12 protein-coding genes, 1 tRNA gene and 1 pseudogene are annotated in these 16482 nt (G+C 34.7%); 10 read left to right on the top strand and 4 right to left on the bottom strand.

The window, feature by feature from the left end:
- Positions 1-16: 16 nt before the first annotated feature.
- From ACQH1X_RS01215 to ACQH1X_RS01180, 8 genes and pseudogenes are all read left to right on the top strand, one after another.
- Positions 17-104, top strand: a tRNA-Leu gene (locus tag ACQH1X_RS01215).
- A gap of 29 nt (positions 105-133) precedes the next feature.
- Positions 134-1216 carry a GTP cyclohydrolase II gene (locus ACQH1X_RS01210; RefSeq protein ID WP_425386321.1) on the top strand — a complete coding sequence of 361 codons (1083 nt, stop codon included), beginning with the start codon at positions 134-136 and terminating at the stop codon, positions 1214-1216.
- A gap of 72 nt (positions 1217-1288) precedes the next feature.
- The gene (locus ACQH1X_RS01205; protein ID WP_425386320.1) at positions 1289-1969 is read left to right on the top strand and encodes a virB8 family protein; all 681 of its coding nucleotides are present in this window, start codon (positions 1289-1291) and stop codon (positions 1967-1969) included.
- Positions 1956-2756: a P-type conjugative transfer protein VirB9 gene (gene virB9 / locus ACQH1X_RS01200; RefSeq protein WP_425386636.1), complete on the top strand. Its 801-nt coding sequence runs from the start codon at positions 1956-1958 to the stop codon at positions 2754-2756. The genes ACQH1X_RS01205 and virB9 overlap by 14 nt, the downstream gene beginning before the upstream one ends.
- A gap of 16 nt (positions 2757-2772) precedes the next feature.
- Entirely contained in the window at positions 2773-4218 is a 1446-nt protein-coding gene (locus tag ACQH1X_RS01195; protein WP_425386319.1) for a TrbI/VirB10 family protein, read from the top strand.
- 1 nt (position 4219) lies between these two features.
- Positions 4220-5212 carry a P-type DNA transfer ATPase VirB11 gene (gene virB11 / locus ACQH1X_RS01190; protein WP_425386318.1) on the top strand — a complete coding sequence of 331 codons (993 nt, stop codon included), beginning with the start codon at positions 4220-4222 and terminating at the stop codon, positions 5210-5212.
- A gap of 30 nt (positions 5213-5242) precedes the next feature.
- Positions 5243-7270 carry a type IV secretory system conjugative DNA transfer family protein gene (locus tag ACQH1X_RS01185; RefSeq protein WP_425386317.1) on the top strand — a complete coding sequence of 676 codons (2028 nt, stop codon included), beginning with the start codon at positions 5243-5245 and terminating at the stop codon, positions 7268-7270.
- Positions 7271-7386: 116 nt separating this feature from the next.
- A pseudogene (locus ACQH1X_RS01180) lies at positions 7387-8213 on the top strand (P44/Msp2 family outer membrane protein).
- A 513-nt stretch (positions 8214-8726) separates the two neighbouring features.
- Here the strand turns inward: ACQH1X_RS01180 and prmC are convergent.
- Positions 8727-9566 (bottom strand): peptide chain release factor N(5)-glutamine methyltransferase, encoded by an 840-nt coding sequence (gene prmC / locus ACQH1X_RS01175; protein ID WP_425386316.1) that lies wholly within the window; start codon positions 9564-9566, stop codon positions 8727-8729.
- Positions 9567-10649: 1083 nt separating this feature from the next.
- Here prmC and polA point away from each other — a divergent pair.
- Together polA and ACQH1X_RS01165 are read left to right on the top strand one after the other, a co-directional pair.
- Positions 10650-13166: a DNA polymerase I gene (gene polA, locus ACQH1X_RS01170; protein WP_425386315.1), complete on the top strand. Its 2517-nt coding sequence runs from the start codon at positions 10650-10652 to the stop codon at positions 13164-13166.
- A 98-nt stretch (positions 13167-13264) separates the two neighbouring features.
- Positions 13265-14386 carry a hypothetical protein gene (locus tag ACQH1X_RS01165; protein ID WP_425386314.1) on the top strand — a complete coding sequence of 374 codons (1122 nt, stop codon included), beginning with the start codon at positions 13265-13267 and terminating at the stop codon, positions 14384-14386.
- Between the two features lie 36 nt (positions 14387-14422).
- Here the strand turns inward: ACQH1X_RS01165 and ACQH1X_RS01160 are convergent, their stop codons facing one another.
- The 3 genes from ACQH1X_RS01160 to ACQH1X_RS01150 all read right to left on the bottom strand — a co-directional run bounded on the left by ACQH1X_RS01160 (position 14423) and on the right by ACQH1X_RS01150 (position 16445).
- Entirely contained in the window at positions 14423-15202 is a 780-nt protein-coding gene (locus tag ACQH1X_RS01160; RefSeq protein ID WP_425386313.1) for an exodeoxyribonuclease III, read from the bottom strand.
- The gene (locus ACQH1X_RS01155) at positions 15202-15909 is read right to left on the bottom strand and encodes a uroporphyrinogen-III synthase (protein WP_265037139.1); all 708 of its coding nucleotides are present in this window, start codon (positions 15907-15909) and stop codon (positions 15202-15204) included. The genes ACQH1X_RS01160 and ACQH1X_RS01155 overlap by 1 nt, the downstream gene beginning before the upstream one ends.
- 152 nt (positions 15910-16061) lie before the next feature.
- Entirely contained in the window at positions 16062-16445 is a 384-nt protein-coding gene (locus tag ACQH1X_RS01150; protein ID WP_265034410.1) for a hypothetical protein, read from the bottom strand.
- Positions 16446-16482 lie beyond the last annotated feature (37 nt).

Genomic DNA, 16482 nt, shown 5'->3' with positions numbered 1-16482 from the left:
AAAACTAGAATATAGTGCGGCCGTGGTGGAATTGGTAGACACGCAGCGTTGAGGTCGCTGTGGCTCATAAGGCCTTGGAAGTTCAAGTCTTCTCGGCCGCACCAGTTTTTATCGCTGTTTAATATGGGTAAAAATGTTTATAGGAAATCAGAGTAGCAATAAGGTGGAAAGAGCTATCAGCGAAATCAGACGCGGTCGGCCAATTGTAATATATGATGAAAGTAATTACCTATTGTTCGCTGCTGCTGAGGCTTTAGAAAGAGATTTATTTAATCAATACAAGCTTATATCAAGTAATGTATATGTTACTTTAACTTCAAGTAAGGTAAAATACATATCTCAGAATAAAGAACATAATAGCAAACGTCTGTTGGTGAATAATTTTGATGAACTGCTCCATTTAATAAACTGTTCAAAGGAAGATTGCATAAAAGAGTTGCAATGCTCAAAGACAATAGATGAATGTGCTATTGCCTTGCTTAAGTTCTCAGAATTATTGCCATACGCGTTAGTGGCTGATATGATTTTTGAGAATAACCATGAAATGCGAAATTGGTGCGAGAAAAATGACGTTATTGCACTGGACACGTCATTCATAAATAATTTTCAAGAAAATCAGGATGTATATGAAGTGTGCAAAACATCATTATTTTTAAAACAGACTCAAGAAGTAAATATCATATCTTATAGAACCGAAAGTGGCGGAAGAGAACATCATGCAATTATCATTGGCAATCCAGATAAAGATGATGAACCATTAGTGAGAATTCATTCTTCGTGCTATACTGGTGACTTGTTGGATAGCTTATCATGCGATTGCAGAAATCAGTTACATCAAGCAATTCAAATGATAGCTGACTCTGGAAGTGGTATTATATTGTATTTGATGCAAGATGGAAGAGGCATTGGTTTAACTAATAAGTTAAGAGCGTACAGTATGCAAAGAGGACATAATCTTGATACTGTTGATGCAAATAGAATATTGGGTTTTGAAGATGATGAAAGAAGTTTTGCTGTTGCAGCTAAAATGCTTAAGAAATTGAACATTAACAAAATCCAATTACTTACAAACAATGATAGGAAATTGTCAGAATTGGAAAGTAGTGGTATAGGAGTTACAAAGTGTCTACCACTTATTGTGGAACGTAATAAATATAACGATTCATATATGGAGACAAAGTTTAGTAAGCTAGGCCATAGATTAAGAGTTTTTTAGCTTTTTTGTTGTAACTACTTTGTTAATTTGCTATGTTTATTAACATAAGTTAAGATTTTTAGGAATACTAAAATGCTAAGATTTTTTAAGCGAGAAAAAAATACTGAATCCTTAGATAAGGATATAAATTGGAATTCAAACCGCTACAGCACAGTTATTGCTCAAAGGAATATTCTACTTTTATTTGCATTAATATTATTAGCAACGATCTCTATCAGCATATTAGTCATATTTAAAATTAGCACAAGTAGCACTATTGAGCCATTTGTTATAGAAATTGACAAGAAATCAGGAATAGTGCAATTGGTTGATCCTGTCACAGTAAAACAGTATTCTGCAGATGAAGCGCTAAACGATTATTTTATTTCAGAGTATATAAAAGCAAGGGAGGTTTTTGATCCATATCATTATAATTATAACTATTATACAAAGGTGAGGTTGTTTTCCTCACCTAATGTGTATAATGAATTTAGAAATTATGTAGGATCGCAGAATATGGATGATCTTTTTAATTTATACTCAGATACCAAAAGTGGATTTAAAATTCGCTCAATTCAAAAATTGGGTAACGATGCTCTTCAGGTGAGGTTTTTTGTGGAATTTATACGGAAAGATGGAAGTTCCACAAGAAAAAATAAGATAGTTATTATGTCATATAGATATGCATCGCTTGAAATGGATGATCAGCAAAGATATATTAACCCATTAGGATTTCAAGTTATTTCATATAGAGTAGATGATGAATATGTATAGGATATTATTAGTTTTAGCTTTACTTGTAAGTGGCAATTTAAACGCATCCATTAATTATAATGAGCCTATTTCTGTAGATAGTAGAATAAAGACTTTTGTGTATAGCCCTAATGAAGTATTTACGGTGGTTTTTAGTCAGGGTTACTATTCTTATATTGAATTTGCGGAAGGAGAAAAAGTTAAAAATATCGCTGTTGGTGATGCATCAAGTTGGAAAATTAATCCTTATGACAATAAATTGCTTATCATGCCATTTGAAGTTAGTAGTCGCACTAACATGATTATTACGACAACTAAAAAAAGAAATTACATTTTTGATTTAATCTCAAGGCCAAACTACGATAAATACCCAGATACTGATGCTAAAAAAGTGGATCATGATTATTCTGTTGAAAAGGATATATCTTACGTAGTACGTTTTTATTATCCTCAAGAAGAAGGTGAATTTGATGTTGATTTAGATGAGGTTTCTTTACCTACTCAAATGCAATATACTACAGACAAGCCAGAAAAAATAATACAAGAAAATGATACGAAGTACAATTATACATATATTGATGAAGGTGGTAATGTGGATATAGTTCCGATTGAGCTATTTGATGATGGTTATTTAACCTATTTAAAATTTAGAAATAATAATAAAATACCTCAGATTTTTGTAGAAGAGGAGGATAAACCTTGTAAAAGGCTGTTATTTGATGATTATGTTATAATAAAAGGAGTACATAAAAAGCTATTTATGCGTTATGAAGATGGTGAAGTTGAAATTATAAATAGGTCACTTTAGCTGTGGTACATGCAATATGAATAAAGAAAGGCGTAACAATTCAGAAGATGAATCAGAAATAGAGAACAAGGTAGTAACAGTTGGCTCTAATCAAGGTCATAGGGCATTGATGGTCGTTATTTTAGTGCTTCTGGTTGGTGGAGTGTATTATCTCTATTTTAGTCCTTCTCCTAAAGAGGGTTTAGAAGTTATTAAAAAAGAGGAAACAAAGCAAAACGTTCAAGAATTGAAAGGAAAGTTGGAACAAGTTCCAGATAATGTAATGGTTCCTGAAAGAATAATAACTGATCCCTTACCACCCTTACCTCCTCTTCCTACACCACAAATCATACCAGAAATAAAACCAATAAAAAAAGAAGAAGAGAAACCAAAAGAAATCTCTGTGTCAAATATACCTATTTTGCCAAAGCAAAATTTTCCTTCTAGTAATGTTATGGGCAATTTACCTACCTCGTTTCCTACAATAGGGGGTGGCGGTTATCCTAGAGACAGACGTAGTGCACAAATGTTAACAATTTCAGGTGATGGTGGAGAGAATAAGGCTGCTGATGCTATTTTATCTGACACTTCAGCACAATCGAGCAAAGCTACCAGAGTAGGAAAGCTTGGTTTAATGGTTACTCAAGGTAAAATTATTGATGCTGTTCTTGAAACTGCAATAAACTCTGATCTGCAAGGAATGCTGCGTGCTATGGTGAGTAGAGATGTTTATGCAGAAACTGGTGATACAGTTTTAATACCTAAAGGCTCAAGATTGATAGGCAGTTATTCATTTGACTCGAATGTTGCAAGAGCCCGTGTAAATATAAATTGGAACAGAGTGATTATGCCACATGGAATAGATATTGCTATCTCATCACTTAGTACTGACGAGCTTGGTAGAGCAGGAATTGCAGGAATAGTTGATAATAAAATAGTAAGTGCATTATTCTCTTCAGTGGCACTTGCTGGTGTTTCAATTGGTTCAGCTGTTGTAGGACAAAAGGCCTCTAATCTTATTGGTACGCTAACTCCTATGGATGCGGTGAGATCCATCACTGTAACTGAAATAGATTTTTCTTCATTCAAAGATGTTATTGGTGAAGCAGCAAAGGGTAAATCTAGTGATAAATGGAAACTGGGCCTTGGAGCTATTGGAAAAATTCGTAATGCTAAAAATGAGCAAGATTTGCTGAAAATAATGAAAAAGGAAATAGCAAAAGCGCTAGAAATTGAGGAAGACAAGGTGACTATAAGCCTGGAAAACGTAAATCAACTGTTACAACAATTTCAAAGAAAAAGCAAGTCTGTTTATGATGAAGCAATCGGAAAATCAATCAATGATTTTTCTAAAGACATGCGAGATATAGTGGGCAGATATACAGATAAGAAACCAACTATTTATGTCGATCAAGGCACCGCATTGAAAGTATTTGTTAACCAAGATATAGTATTTTCTTCACAGGCAATATTAAATCAATGAAATGAATTATGCTGCACTTGATACATATTTGGAGCCATTACAAGGCATGTTTCAAGAAGAAGGCGTAAATGAAATATCAATAAATAAGCCAAAGGAAGTATGGATTGAAAATCGCGGTGAAATAAGGTGTGAAAAATTAGAAGTATTCGATCTTAACCATTTGAAATCTCTTGGCAGACTGATTGCTCAAGCTACAGAACAAAAACTTAGCGAAGAAGCACCGTTACTTTCGGCAACATTACCAAATGGTTATCGTATACAGATAGTATTTCCACCAGCATGTGAACCTGATAAAGTAGTCATGTCGATTCGTAAGCCTTCTAGCATGCAATTAGCATTGGATGATTACGAAAAAATGGGGGCTTTTTCTGAAACTGTTACAGAAGCAACTGATAATCTAGTTGACCGTCATTTGGATTTACTGTTAAAACAAAAGAAAATAAAAGAGTTTTTAGAATACGCTGTAATAAGTAAGAAAAATATTATAATTAGCGGTGGAACTTCCACTGGTAAGACTACTTTTACTAATGCTACTTTGCGTGCTATTCCAGCTGAGGAAAGAATTATTACTGTTGAGGATGCAAGGGAAATTGTTTTGAATGAACATCCCAATAAAGTCCATCTAATTGCCTCTAAAGGAGGGCAGGGCAGAGCAAAAGTAATCACTCAAGATTTGATAGAAGCGTGCTTACGTTTAAGGCCAGATAGAATAATAGTTGGTGAACTTCGTGGGGCGGAAGCTTTTAGCTTTCTCAGGGCAATAAATACTGGTCACCCTGGATCAGTATCAACCCTTCATGCGGATAGTCCAACAATGGCCCTTGAGCAAATAAAATTGATGGTTATGCAGGCAAATCTTGGCATTCCTCCAGATCAGATCATACCATACATTAGAAATGTGATTGATATTGTTATTCAGCTAAAAAGAACCGGTGGGGGCAAAAGAAGCATTTCTGAGATATTATTTACTAGATCTGCGAGCGAAAATGCTTAAATTTATACATAAGTTAAGGAAGAGTAGTTTATGAGTAATGGAAATCACCTGCGTAATATTCTCGTAGGAGGTGTAGTAGCTTTTAGCGTACTTGACTTTTGCTTCTATCTATCTGGTATATTGTTTGTTCTGTTTGCTGATGGTCCAGATGCTGTGGATTTTAAGGCAATTAATCCTAGTTTGACGCCTTTCCCTCAAGCTCTTTGGCCAACGATTTTTGATCATATACAATATTGTTGGCATCATCCAAAGTTATATAGCCTTGAGCTCAAAATCAAATTAATTATATCTTCTGCACTGCCTATCGTTGTTTTAATGATTATTTTGTGGAATTTAAGAGAAAGGATAATTGAGTGGCGACCATTTAAAAAGAAAGAATCACTTCATGGAGACTCGCAGTGGGCATCAGAGAAAGACATACGAAAAGCAGGATTAAGAAGCCAAAAGGGATTATTGATTGGTAAAGATAAAAGAGGATACTTCATTGCTGATGGGTTTCAGCATGCATTGTTATTTGCACCTACAGGTTCTGGTAAGGGTGTTGGCTTTGTAATTCCTAATTTATTATTTTGGACTGACTCGGTAATTGTACACGACATAAAATTAGAAAACTATGAAATAACAAGTGGTTGGCGAGAACGACAAGGACAAAAAGTATACGTATGGAATCCAGCGCAGCCAGATGGAATAAGTCACTGTTACAATCCATTACAATGGATTAGTGAAAAACCTGGACAGATGGTTGACGATGTGCAGAAAATAGCTAACCTGATCATGCCTGAACAAGACTTTTGGCAAAATGAAGCAAGAAGCTTATTTGTTGGAGTGGTGTTATACTTACTTGCTGCACCAGAGAAAGTTAAATCTTTTGGTGAAGTTGTGCGTACGATGCGTAGTGATGACGTGGTTTATAATCTTGCTGTTGCTCTTGATACAATGGGTAAAATAATACACCCTGTAGCATATATGAATATTGCAGCTTTTTTACAAAAAGCTGATAAAGAAAGGTCGGGTGTTGTATCAACTATGAACTCATCGCTTGAATTATGGGCAAACCCATTGATTGATACTGCAACTGCGTCAAGTGATTTTAATATTTTAGATTTTAAAAAGAAGAAAACTACAGTTTATGTTGGTTTAACTCCTGACAACTTGACTAGGCTCAGGCCTTTAATGCAGGTTTTTTACCAACAGGCAACTGAGTTTTTATGTAGAAAATTGCCATCGGATGACGAGCCTTATGGCGTATTGTTTTTAATGGATGAGTTCCCTACACTTGGAAAAATGGAGCAATTTCAAACAGGTATTGCATATTTTCGTGGTTATCGAGTTAGGTTATTCTTAATTGTTCAAGATACTGAGCAGCTCAAAGGAATATACGAAGAAGCAGGAATGAACTCCTTTTTGTCAAACTCGACTTACAGAATAACTTTTGCAGCCAATAATATTGAAACAGCTAATTTAATATCGCAACTTATAGGAAACAAAACTGTACAACAAGAATCGTTGAATAAGCCTAAATTTTTAGATTTAAATCCTGCTTCAAGGTCATTACATATCTCTGAAACACAGAGAGCATTGCTATTGCCTCAAGAAGTTATTATGTTGCCACGTGACGATCAGATAATTTTAATAGAGTCGACTTACCCAATTAAATCAAAGAAAATTTTGTACTACAGTGATACCACCTTCACAAAAAGACTGCTCAAACAAACTCGTGTGCCTACACAAGAACCATATGACCCAAACAAAGTTCTTTCTGCCGCTGCGAGCAAAGATAAGGTTAATAATGAGGGGAATAATGCTCTTGAGGGGCCTAATTCAGTTGATTATCCTGCTGAAACTAAACCAGAAGATGCAGTATATGATGAATCAGATGAATTTGCAGACGAAGATATTGATGATGAAGATATTGACGATAAGTTTGAAGATGATGACGAAGAAGATGAGGATAGGAGCGATGATGGGTTCGATGACGAAGAAGAGGAGGATGAATTTGAAGATGAGGATATTGACGATAAATTAAAAAATGATGATAAAGCCGAAGATAAAGGTTGACTTCGCCTATTTTTTAGCTTAGAAAAGTGCAAGTTATGCAAATAATTAGGTTTTTCATATTAAGCCATTTTTAATTAATTAGTATTAGATTAGCTATTTTAACTAGGGGAGTAGTAATGATTAGTAGAAAAACATTAGCGGTTACAGCACTTGCTTTGCTGTTGTCACAACAATCTTTTGCAAGTGAAACAGAAGGATTTTACTTTGGTAGTGGGTATTACGGTCAATTTTTAAATGGCATGGGTGAGTTGAAAGCAAAAATTGGAGATAAGGATGCTGCAGATACTAATAAGGTATCTATAAATGACAGGAGTGCTGAGAGTACAGAAGGTCAGTTACTAAGTAAGTATAAAGGAGATTATAATCCACCTTTTGCTGCAAATGTGGCATTTGGTTACACAGGAGAATTGGGTAACAACAGCTATAGGGCTGAATTGGAAGGGATGTATTCTTCTGTAAAAGTGGATAATATTGGTTTAACAAGCGGCCAGATGACAATATCCTACACAAGGGATAAAACTAGACCAAAGAGAGCTATGGAGCAATAGTCAATCATGACCAAATTGAGAACATATCTGTAATGGCAAATGTTTATCATCATTGGAAAAGTGACCGTTTCTCTTTTTCTCCTTACGTTGGTATTGGAATCGGTGCAACAAGAATGACGATGTTTGAAAAATCGTCAATAAGACCCGCAGGTCAATTAAAAGCTGGCCTTGATTATCGCATAAACGAAGATGTAAATATGCATATTGGATATAGAGGTTTTGGTGCTATTGGTAGCAGTGAGTGCAAACTAGAAACCTTAAAGAGGGATACTGCAACAAGTAAAATGGTTAAACAAACAGGTAGTGATCAAGTATCTACTACCATACAGAATGGCTTTTTTCACACACACGGCATAGAGGCTGGTCTTACTTTCCATTTTGCTAGTAAAGCTTAAACATGTTGCCCTTTAAAAAATGCATGGCTAATCAAAACCGTTCCTGTCATCCTATGGCTTGACCATAGGATCTAGTTAAATATAGATCCCAGTGGGCTTTGTTGCATCGCTAGCTATGATGGATTAAAGATAAAAAAGATAGAGAATATCAGTAGCTTATTATTCTGGTATTTATAACAAGAACGGTCAGTGAATACCTAAATTTGAGTAAAAGAAATTTCACTACCACTCACTAATCCGGCTAAAATTCAAGAATTTCAATGCTTTAGCTATTTTCAATAGAATTAAATTTATTAATATAAATAATAAATTACTATTCTTAAATTTGATCAGATTGATTGCAAAAAAACAAGATTTTCAATAGGTTGCTTATAATCCTAACTATAGTTAGCCTTTCATAAGTAGCGATGCAACAAAGCCATCCCAGTGTCACGCACTGGGATGACGAGGTAGAGGGTACTGGGATGACATAGGATAATATGGGATGAAGGAGATAATACAAGAAAACATTAGCTATGTTTTTTGCATAACAATGCCTCTCTTCATTCCTGCCAAATCATATACGTATTCTTGAAAAGCTAATTCGTATGAGGGTATTATTTTGTCAATATCATTTTGATCTTCACCTATCTCCAATATCGCAAACCCATTTTTTTTAAGACACCTCCTTAATATTGGAAAAATGCTCAAGTAACAACTCAAACCATCAATACCACCATCAAGGGCAATTCTTGGCTCTTTTTGCACTTCGGCTTGTAAGTCTTTCAATTTGCTTCTTTTAATATATGGAGGATTACTGATTATAAGGTCGAATGAACCTCTGCACTCTGTCCATGAGCTTGGAAATATTTTGGCTCTGCTGAGAAGATTATGTTTCTTTGTGTTCTGATAGGCAATTTTGTATGCTTCCAAGCTTTTTTCAAAACCGACGCCAACAGCATATTTATACTCACTAAGTACGGATATCAATAAACAACCTGTGCCTGTACCAAAATCTGCAATTTTTAGTCTCTGCTTTTTATTTGGGTAATATTTTAACACTGCTAGGATTATTGTTTCACTATCTGGTCTTGGATCCAAAACATGCTGGTTAACTATAAAATTTTTACTCCAGAATTCACGATTACCTATTATTTGCGATATTGGATATCTTTCCGCTCTTTTTTTTGTTAATTTCCAAAATAGAAGTTCTTTGTCTCTTGGTACCTGATTAGTGTGATTCATAATTATGAATGATCTTTCCACTCCAAGTACGTGCTGTATGATGATTTCACAATCTAAATGTGGTGATTCAACTTTATGTGACGATAATAACTCCGATCCTTCTTGAATTAAAGTGCTGATTGTTTTCATTATTCTAAAAATGTGTTCCTTTCAGCCAAGAATAGCAAGATGAGCTTCCAGTTTAGGGTAGCTGCACTAAATCCCAGTGTCAAGCACGCAGCTGTACGAACATTGCAATCTGCAGATTCAAGTAGCTTGACTACTTGGATCCAGCTAAGTTGGTGAGTATAAAAGTATAGCTTCTACGTCATGCCGCCGCGGCGCTAACACGTAGCGGTATGACGAGGTTATCGTCATACCACCGCGAACCGTCATACCGCGATTCATTCGCGGTATCTCATCAGCTAACAAAGCAGGATGACAGCGGTCCTACGTCATACCGCCGCAGTATCTTTTAGCATAGATCCAGCTAACAAGCAGCGGTATGACGAGGTTATCGTCATACCGCCACGAACCGTCATACCGCGATTCATTCGCGGTATCTCATCCGCTAACAAGTAGCGGGATGACGGTTGTTGTTTAGCTATAAATATTAAGAAATTTACCAAATGAAAAAAAAGGCAAAAGAAGCCCCGTGGTTGGCTAATTACTTACATTATACTTTCAAGTATGGCGTTTTTTTATTCTAAACACTTAATAACCGCGATTCAGCTACTTTTAAATGCAACTAACCTAAATTATAAACGTTAAGAAATTTACTAAACAGAAAAAAAAGGCAAAGAAAACCTAGGGTAGCTAATTACTCACTATCCATTTTTTAAGTTGGCGTTTTTTTATGTTTTAAACGCTTTATAAGCGCTTTTCAGCTTATGTAGGTAAAAACCCAGAAATTTGATAAAGACATAAGGTGCACATAGTGCAAAAATTTAAACATGAGACGCCAAATACGTTGAGTTTTTTTGTCATTTAATCTGTACAGAGAAGATGAATAAATAGCTTCAGTTTCATGATAAGGGGGCTGGCGGAGTTTGTCAAGGAAGTTTTTCGTTTCTATTCCCAATGTTATATGGTTATGCAAGAAGTCTAATTGGTATAACCATACATAAATGCTATTTTCGGTAAAATCTCTTACAACGCTCAAAAGCAGAAAAACAAAAACTTGATTTTCGCAGTTAAATAGTGGACCATCAAAAGCACGCATAAATATCTACAATGAAAGAAAAAACTTTCACAATCATCGATGGCTATGGTTTTCTTTTCAGAGCTTATTATGTACTACCTCACTTAATTACCACAACAGGAATGCCAATAGGTGGTGTATATGGCTTTCTGAATATGGTTCTTAAGTACATTGCCCATTCAGACTACTTAATTATAGCACTTGATGCAGGAAAAAAGAATTTTAGGCACGATTTATATCCTGAGTACAAAGCAAACAGAGTAACGCCTCCTGAGGATCTAATTCCACAGTTCACCATACTGAGGGAAGCGGTAGAAGCTTTTAACCTCAGCTATGAAGAAATTGAAGGTTATGAAGCAGATGACATAATTGCAACACTGGCTGCAAAGTATGCCAACCATCAAGACTTTAAGGTGGTAGTCGTTTCGTCAGATAAAGATTTGTTTCAACTCTTGAATCACAATATTTTAATATTCGATCCCATTAAAAATATATACATAGATGAAAAACAAGTAATAGAAAAATTTGGTGTAAATTCAAACAAGCTTCTTGATTTATTTTCTCTAACTGGTGATGCATCCGATAACATTCCAGGCGTTCCGGGAATAGGTCCGAAGACTGCAGCTAAATTACTAGATGAATTTGATTCATTGAATAATATTATAGAGAACATTGATAACATTGAGCAAACGAGGATTCGTAATATTCTTACCGAACATAAGGAAAAAGCACTAATTTCAAGAGAACTTTTATCACTATGCGAAAAAGTAGACCTTCAACATGATATTGCAAAATATGAAGTCCATTCTCCAAATATGGAGAAACTATTATCCTTTTTAAAGAAGTATGAATTCAATTCCTTAATAGGTAAAATGGAAAAGCTTTTTTCTTACAATGGATCTAGCACAGAAAAGAAAACAGAATATAGTAGTGAAGAGTTAGAGAAATTTTTGGAGCATTGTAGATATGAAGGCAAAATTGTAATTCATTACCACCTTGAAAACAATGTATTAAGTCTATCTTATAGCGAAAGTAATATTTTTTGTATAGAGCAAGACAGCATACAAAATGCACTCATTACAATCAACTCAACTTTACTCTCAAATGGGGTGCTTAAAATAATACATAACATTAAAGAGATCAGGAAAATCTTCCCTGCAGTAGAGAAGATGCTAGATTCAGTTGATGATTTGATGATAATGTCGTATAGCTTGGATACAGGAAAGCATGATCACAGTATTCCAAACATAGTTGCGCATAATTTGAGTGAAAATGCAGAAATTTTCTCGGCAAAAACTTTAATAGCAATTCATGAAAAGCTAAAGCAAAGGTTGTTTCAGGAAAAATTGTTCACAATTTACGAGCGCTTCGATAAGCCACTTATGAAAGTAATATTTGATATGGAGAAAAATGGAATATTGCTAAATATTCAAAAACTACAGGAGCTATCCGATAAATTTCAGCAGGTAATTGCCGTGCTTGAAGATGAGATATATAACTTAGCAGGGGAAAGATTTAATATTGCTTCGCCAAAGCAATTAAGTGATGTTTTATTTAATAAAATGGGGCTTAATAAAAAGAAAAAGTCAAAATCTGGATCGTATAGCACCAATCATGAAGTTCTAGAGGCACTCGAAGAAGAAGGGGTAGAAATCGCAAGTAAAATTCTAAATTGGCGACATTTAAGTAAATTAAAAGGCACCTACACTGATGCGCTAATAAAGCAAGTTGATCTCATTGATGGTAGGATACACACAAACTTTTCAACGACTGCAACTGCAACTGGAAGGCTGAGCTCCAGCAATCCTAATTTACAGAATATTCCTATCAGAAGCGAAGAGGGAAATCTTATCAGACAAGCATTTATTGTGCCAAAAGGGTGCAAGATAATCTCTGCTGACTATTCACAAATAGAATTGAGACTCCTGGCACATGTTGCAAACGTTGCAGCATTTAAAGAAGCTTTTGCAAACGGACAAGATATTCACGATATCACCGCAAGGCAAGTTTTTGGAGTGCAAGAAATAGATGAGCAATTAAGACGCAAAGCAAAGTCCATCAATTTTGGCATTATATACGGCATTAGTCCGTTTGGCCTTGCAAAACGGCTTGGAATTACCATTGCGGAGGCTGCTGAATACATTAATTACTATTTTTCCTGTTACCCAGAAATAAAGGTCTATATGGAAAAAGCAGTGTCTATCGCAAGATTGCATGGTTATGTAGAAACTTTGTTTGGCAGGAGATGCTTTGTAAGAGACATAAACAATACAATTCCTTATGTAAGACAATTTGCGGAGAGAGCAGCAATAAATGCACCACTGCAAGGAACCGCTGCTGATATAATAAAACGTGCGATGATTCAGCTTTTTGATCAGCTGAAGATAGGTAAAATAATCCTCCAAGTTCACGATGAATTACTGGTTGAAGTAGAAGACGAAAAGGTACAAGAAACAGCAAAACTTATGAAAAATATAATGGAAAATGCAATAGAAATTTCTATACCACTTGAAGTAGAAATAAAAATTGGCGACAACTGGGGTTCTTAATTATGATTTAAACATTGCGAATTCTAGGAGTATAAATCATTTGAACTAATACGAAAAATATGTTAGAATAGAGCATAGCAAATGCAAATAGGTCAGCCATGACAGGCCCACAAGTAAAAAGTTCAAAACCTCCAAAGTTACCTACTCAGGTAACTAACAAAGATGAGAAAATTTTTGAGAAAGAGGAATATCAGGCAATCTGTCGTGCTTTCCTAGATACTTTAGAAAATCCAGAAAAGCAAACGAAACAGGAAATAGAAAAGAAGAAACAGAAATTGAAAGAAGAACTTCCAGATCGAAAAAAACAAGAATTACAGAGTGATCTGGAGTTATTAGATAAACGATTAGAGCGATTACAGAATGGAAATGAAAAGAAAATTTTTACTTTTGTATTTGAGAATAGAGAAGAGATATTCAAGAATATTAATCAAAAAGATATAAAGTTACTAAGTGAAGAAAATTTTCTTCAGTTTTTACTTTCTGTGTTTAAAGAAATTAGAGAGCAAGGCTTAGCTAGAGAAGAGAAATTAAATAATGATAAAATACAACAAATAATAACCAAGTGTGTAGCTGATATACGGGGTACAGAAGCTAAAGATTCACTAATAAAGCTTCTCGGGTGGCCGCTTGGAGTAAAGGTAGATCCTAAAAACGCTCTTGGCTCTATTAAAGACGGATTATTAGAGAAGGTGCCATTTTTCGGTAAAGACAAAAAAGAGGAAGATGAACCACCACTCAGTGATGAAGAGATGGTAACAACGTTCTTACGTAAGATCTTTCTTCCTATTCTTTTTTCCATTGCTTCAATATCAATTTTTGGTCCTACTACACTTGCGGTAGTTGTTGCTGCTATTGGTGCAATATTTGCTATAAAAGGAGGAGTGGGAGTTCTTTTTTCAAATAACAAAAAAGGTACTTTGTATGACCCTAGCTCACAAGATAAAGATGATACAGAAAAGAGAGCAAAACTGAATGGAAAAATTCTCGAGGGCATTGATGATATTTTAAAAACCCCAGTTACAGGAGTTGAGAAAGGCACCTCTGTTTCTGAACAAATTTCCCAAGAAAAAGAAAAGAGTGAACAACAACCTGTTCCTGAGCAAATTTCCCAGGAAAACAACAGGGGAAACGAAAAGAGTGAGCAGCAAGATCGATCTTGGGCAGGAAAGGAAAACAAACGAAGGGAAGAGACCATAGAGCAGCAACCAAGTAAGACCTAGGTTTGCCAAAAAGTGAGTTGTGTAAGAGGTCTACTATTATTCTATAGCACATACAACAGGAGTATGGTCAGACGGATTTTCTAGCTTACGCAATCTATCATCTATGTAGCATGTTTCCAATTTATCTACAGCTTGTGGTGATAACAGCATATAATCTATTCGCATTCCTTGATTATTTCTGAGTGAATTGCCTTGATAATGCCACCAAGTAAATTGTTGCAAATTTGGGTGAGATATTCTAAACGCGTCTTTAAACCCAAGATTCAAGACTGCTCTTAACTTCTCACGTTCTTTTATATGAAAGCACACTTGGCCATTCAATAAATTTGAATCAAAAACATCAATTTCATCCAGTGCAACATTATAATCGCCAGCTATAATAGTTAACTCTTCATTTTTCAACAAAGTGCTCATCCTTTCATATAGGTTATCAAAAAACTTGAGTTTATATTCAAATGCGTGAGAGTCCGGGCTTTGACCGTTTGGAACGTATACACTTCCTACCCTTATCTTACTATTGGTATATTTTATCACACACTCTATATAACGCGCTTCTTGATGACTCTCTACAACATCAATTTTTAATTTTTCCAGTATCGGATATTTAGATAAAACACAAACGCCGTTTCTTGCAACTTGTCCATAGATAGCATATTCATATCCTAACTTTTCTATCTCTGCATAAGGAAATTGCTCTTCTGTACATTTTATCTCTTGCAGCAAAACTATATCTATCTGACTATCAACTATAAAACTACAAAGTTGGTTAACTCTTTTACGTATGGAGTTTACATTCCAAGTTGCAATCTTTAGCATCAACAGTCCTTATTAATTATATCAATTAAACTCTCCCCAGTAGGCAACCTCGATGTTATAATTTTTTTCCATTTGATTAACTTTAAACTATCAGCAATGTTCTTACTCATGGTATATGCAACTGTATTATTCATCACATGAGATAGCCCACTTTTTAGAACTAATGAACAAAATACCCTTGCTGTCTGTGAGGAAAAAAAAGCAACGCTATCAATTTTACCATCCAACAGTAAATTTTTACACCGATTAGTTAGACTCCTTTTAATAATTGTTTTATAGAGTACAACTTCTCTTACGTTAAAATCTTCTTCAGATAATCTCTTTTTTAGGTCACATGATACTTCTTGTCCCCTTATATACAAGAACTTTATTGCGTTTGAATAATGAGCTTTTATGAACGATATCAGACCATCAACGTTGCTGTCTGCTGAGATTATATCAGAAAATCCCAAATTTTTTGCAGCCTGCATGGTTGAATTACCAACTGTAATAATCGGAAAGTCATCCTCTTTGCATATTTGACTAAAAGCCTTTACACTGTTTTTACTTGTAGATATCACAACGTCAAATTCGTACGCAGATATATCAGGATTTAAGTACTTTATTGTGAATACTGGTTCTATAAAAACTTTGTATCCATACTTTCTCAATATATTTCTTGTATTGAACGAATCCAATAAAGGCCTCGTTAATAAAATAGACTTCATTCTGATTTATTTCACTACTAGTAAAATAGTACTCTTTATACACAAATTACTGAATAAAAATTTTTATTTTGATGGCTTGAGCAACTATTCAAGTAATTGATGTTGAAATAAGGATACTCAGTCCCCTATTTACCACTAAGCTTTAAATTCACTTATACTTTTTTAATGCTAATTACATTGAACTCTGTTGAATCATTCCATTCACCTGGAGTTATATTGAATACTAATTCTCTCTCATCTAAAGATAAAGTTCCATTATCTATCTTATAGTTATTTGTATAACACTTTTTGATTCTGCTATCTTCTATCCTCTCTTCTATTTGTAAAGATTTGGGATTAAGCATTATATCTTTATGTACGTTTCCATCGGAACATATATATGTATATAAGTTTTTGAATACCAAATTCTCATATTCATCACGTTCTACTACATATGCACTACGATCTATCAGATCTGGATTATCCTTATTATATTCAGATATTACATAATGAGCATTATCCTCAAAAAAATCTGGGTGACTGTTTGAAAAATCCATATACTAACCTCTTTTATTATTAAACTATTAGTATTAT

The organism is Wolbachia endosymbiont (group A) of Barypeithes pellucidus (genome assembly GCF_964030885.1).
Taxonomy (GTDB): Bacteria; Pseudomonadota; Alphaproteobacteria; order Rickettsiales; family Anaplasmataceae; genus Wolbachia.
Note: the sequence above shows the minus strand (reverse complement) of the source record. Positions and strands in the feature narration are given on the sequence as shown.

What these genes read in the sequence shown, in the direction of transcription:
- ACQH1X_RS01210 (WP_425386321.1), top strand. Translation starts at nt 134, where the DNA reads ATGTTTATAGGAAATCAGAGTAGCAATAAGGTGGAAAGAGCTATCAGC.
- ACQH1X_RS01205 (WP_425386320.1), top strand. Translation starts at nt 1,289, where the DNA reads ATGCTAAGATTTTTTAAGCGAGAAAAAAATACTGAATCCTTAGATAAG.
- virB9 (WP_425386636.1), top strand. Translation starts at nt 1,956, where the DNA reads ATGAATATGTATAGGATATTATTAGTTTTAGCTTTACTTGTAAGTGGC.
- ACQH1X_RS01195 (WP_425386319.1), top strand. Translation starts at nt 2,773, where the DNA reads ATGAATAAAGAAAGGCGTAACAATTCAGAAGATGAATCAGAAATAGAG.
- virB11 (WP_425386318.1), top strand. Translation starts at nt 4,220, where the DNA reads ATGAATTATGCTGCACTTGATACATATTTGGAGCCATTACAAGGCATG.
- ACQH1X_RS01185 (WP_425386317.1), top strand. Translation starts at nt 5,243, where the DNA reads ATGAGTAATGGAAATCACCTGCGTAATATTCTCGTAGGAGGTGTAGTA.
- prmC (WP_425386316.1), bottom strand. Translation starts at nt 9,566, where the DNA reads ATGAAAACAATCAGCACTTTAATTCAAGAAGGATCGGAGTTATTATCG.
- polA (WP_425386315.1), top strand. Translation starts at nt 10,650, where the DNA reads ATGAAAGAAAAAACTTTCACAATCATCGATGGCTATGGTTTTCTTTTC.
- ACQH1X_RS01165 (WP_425386314.1), top strand. Translation starts at nt 13,265, where the DNA reads ATGACAGGCCCACAAGTAAAAAGTTCAAAACCTCCAAAGTTACCTACT.
- ACQH1X_RS01160 (WP_425386313.1), bottom strand. Translation starts at nt 15,202, where the DNA reads ATGCTAAAGATTGCAACTTGGAATGTAAACTCCATACGTAAAAGAGTT.
- ACQH1X_RS01155 (WP_265037139.1), bottom strand. Translation starts at nt 15,909, where the DNA reads ATGAAGTCTATTTTATTAACGAGGCCTTTATTGGATTCGTTCAATACA.
- ACQH1X_RS01150 (WP_265034410.1), bottom strand. Translation starts at nt 16,445, where the DNA reads ATGGATTTTTCAAACAGTCACCCAGATTTTTTTGAGGATAATGCTCAT.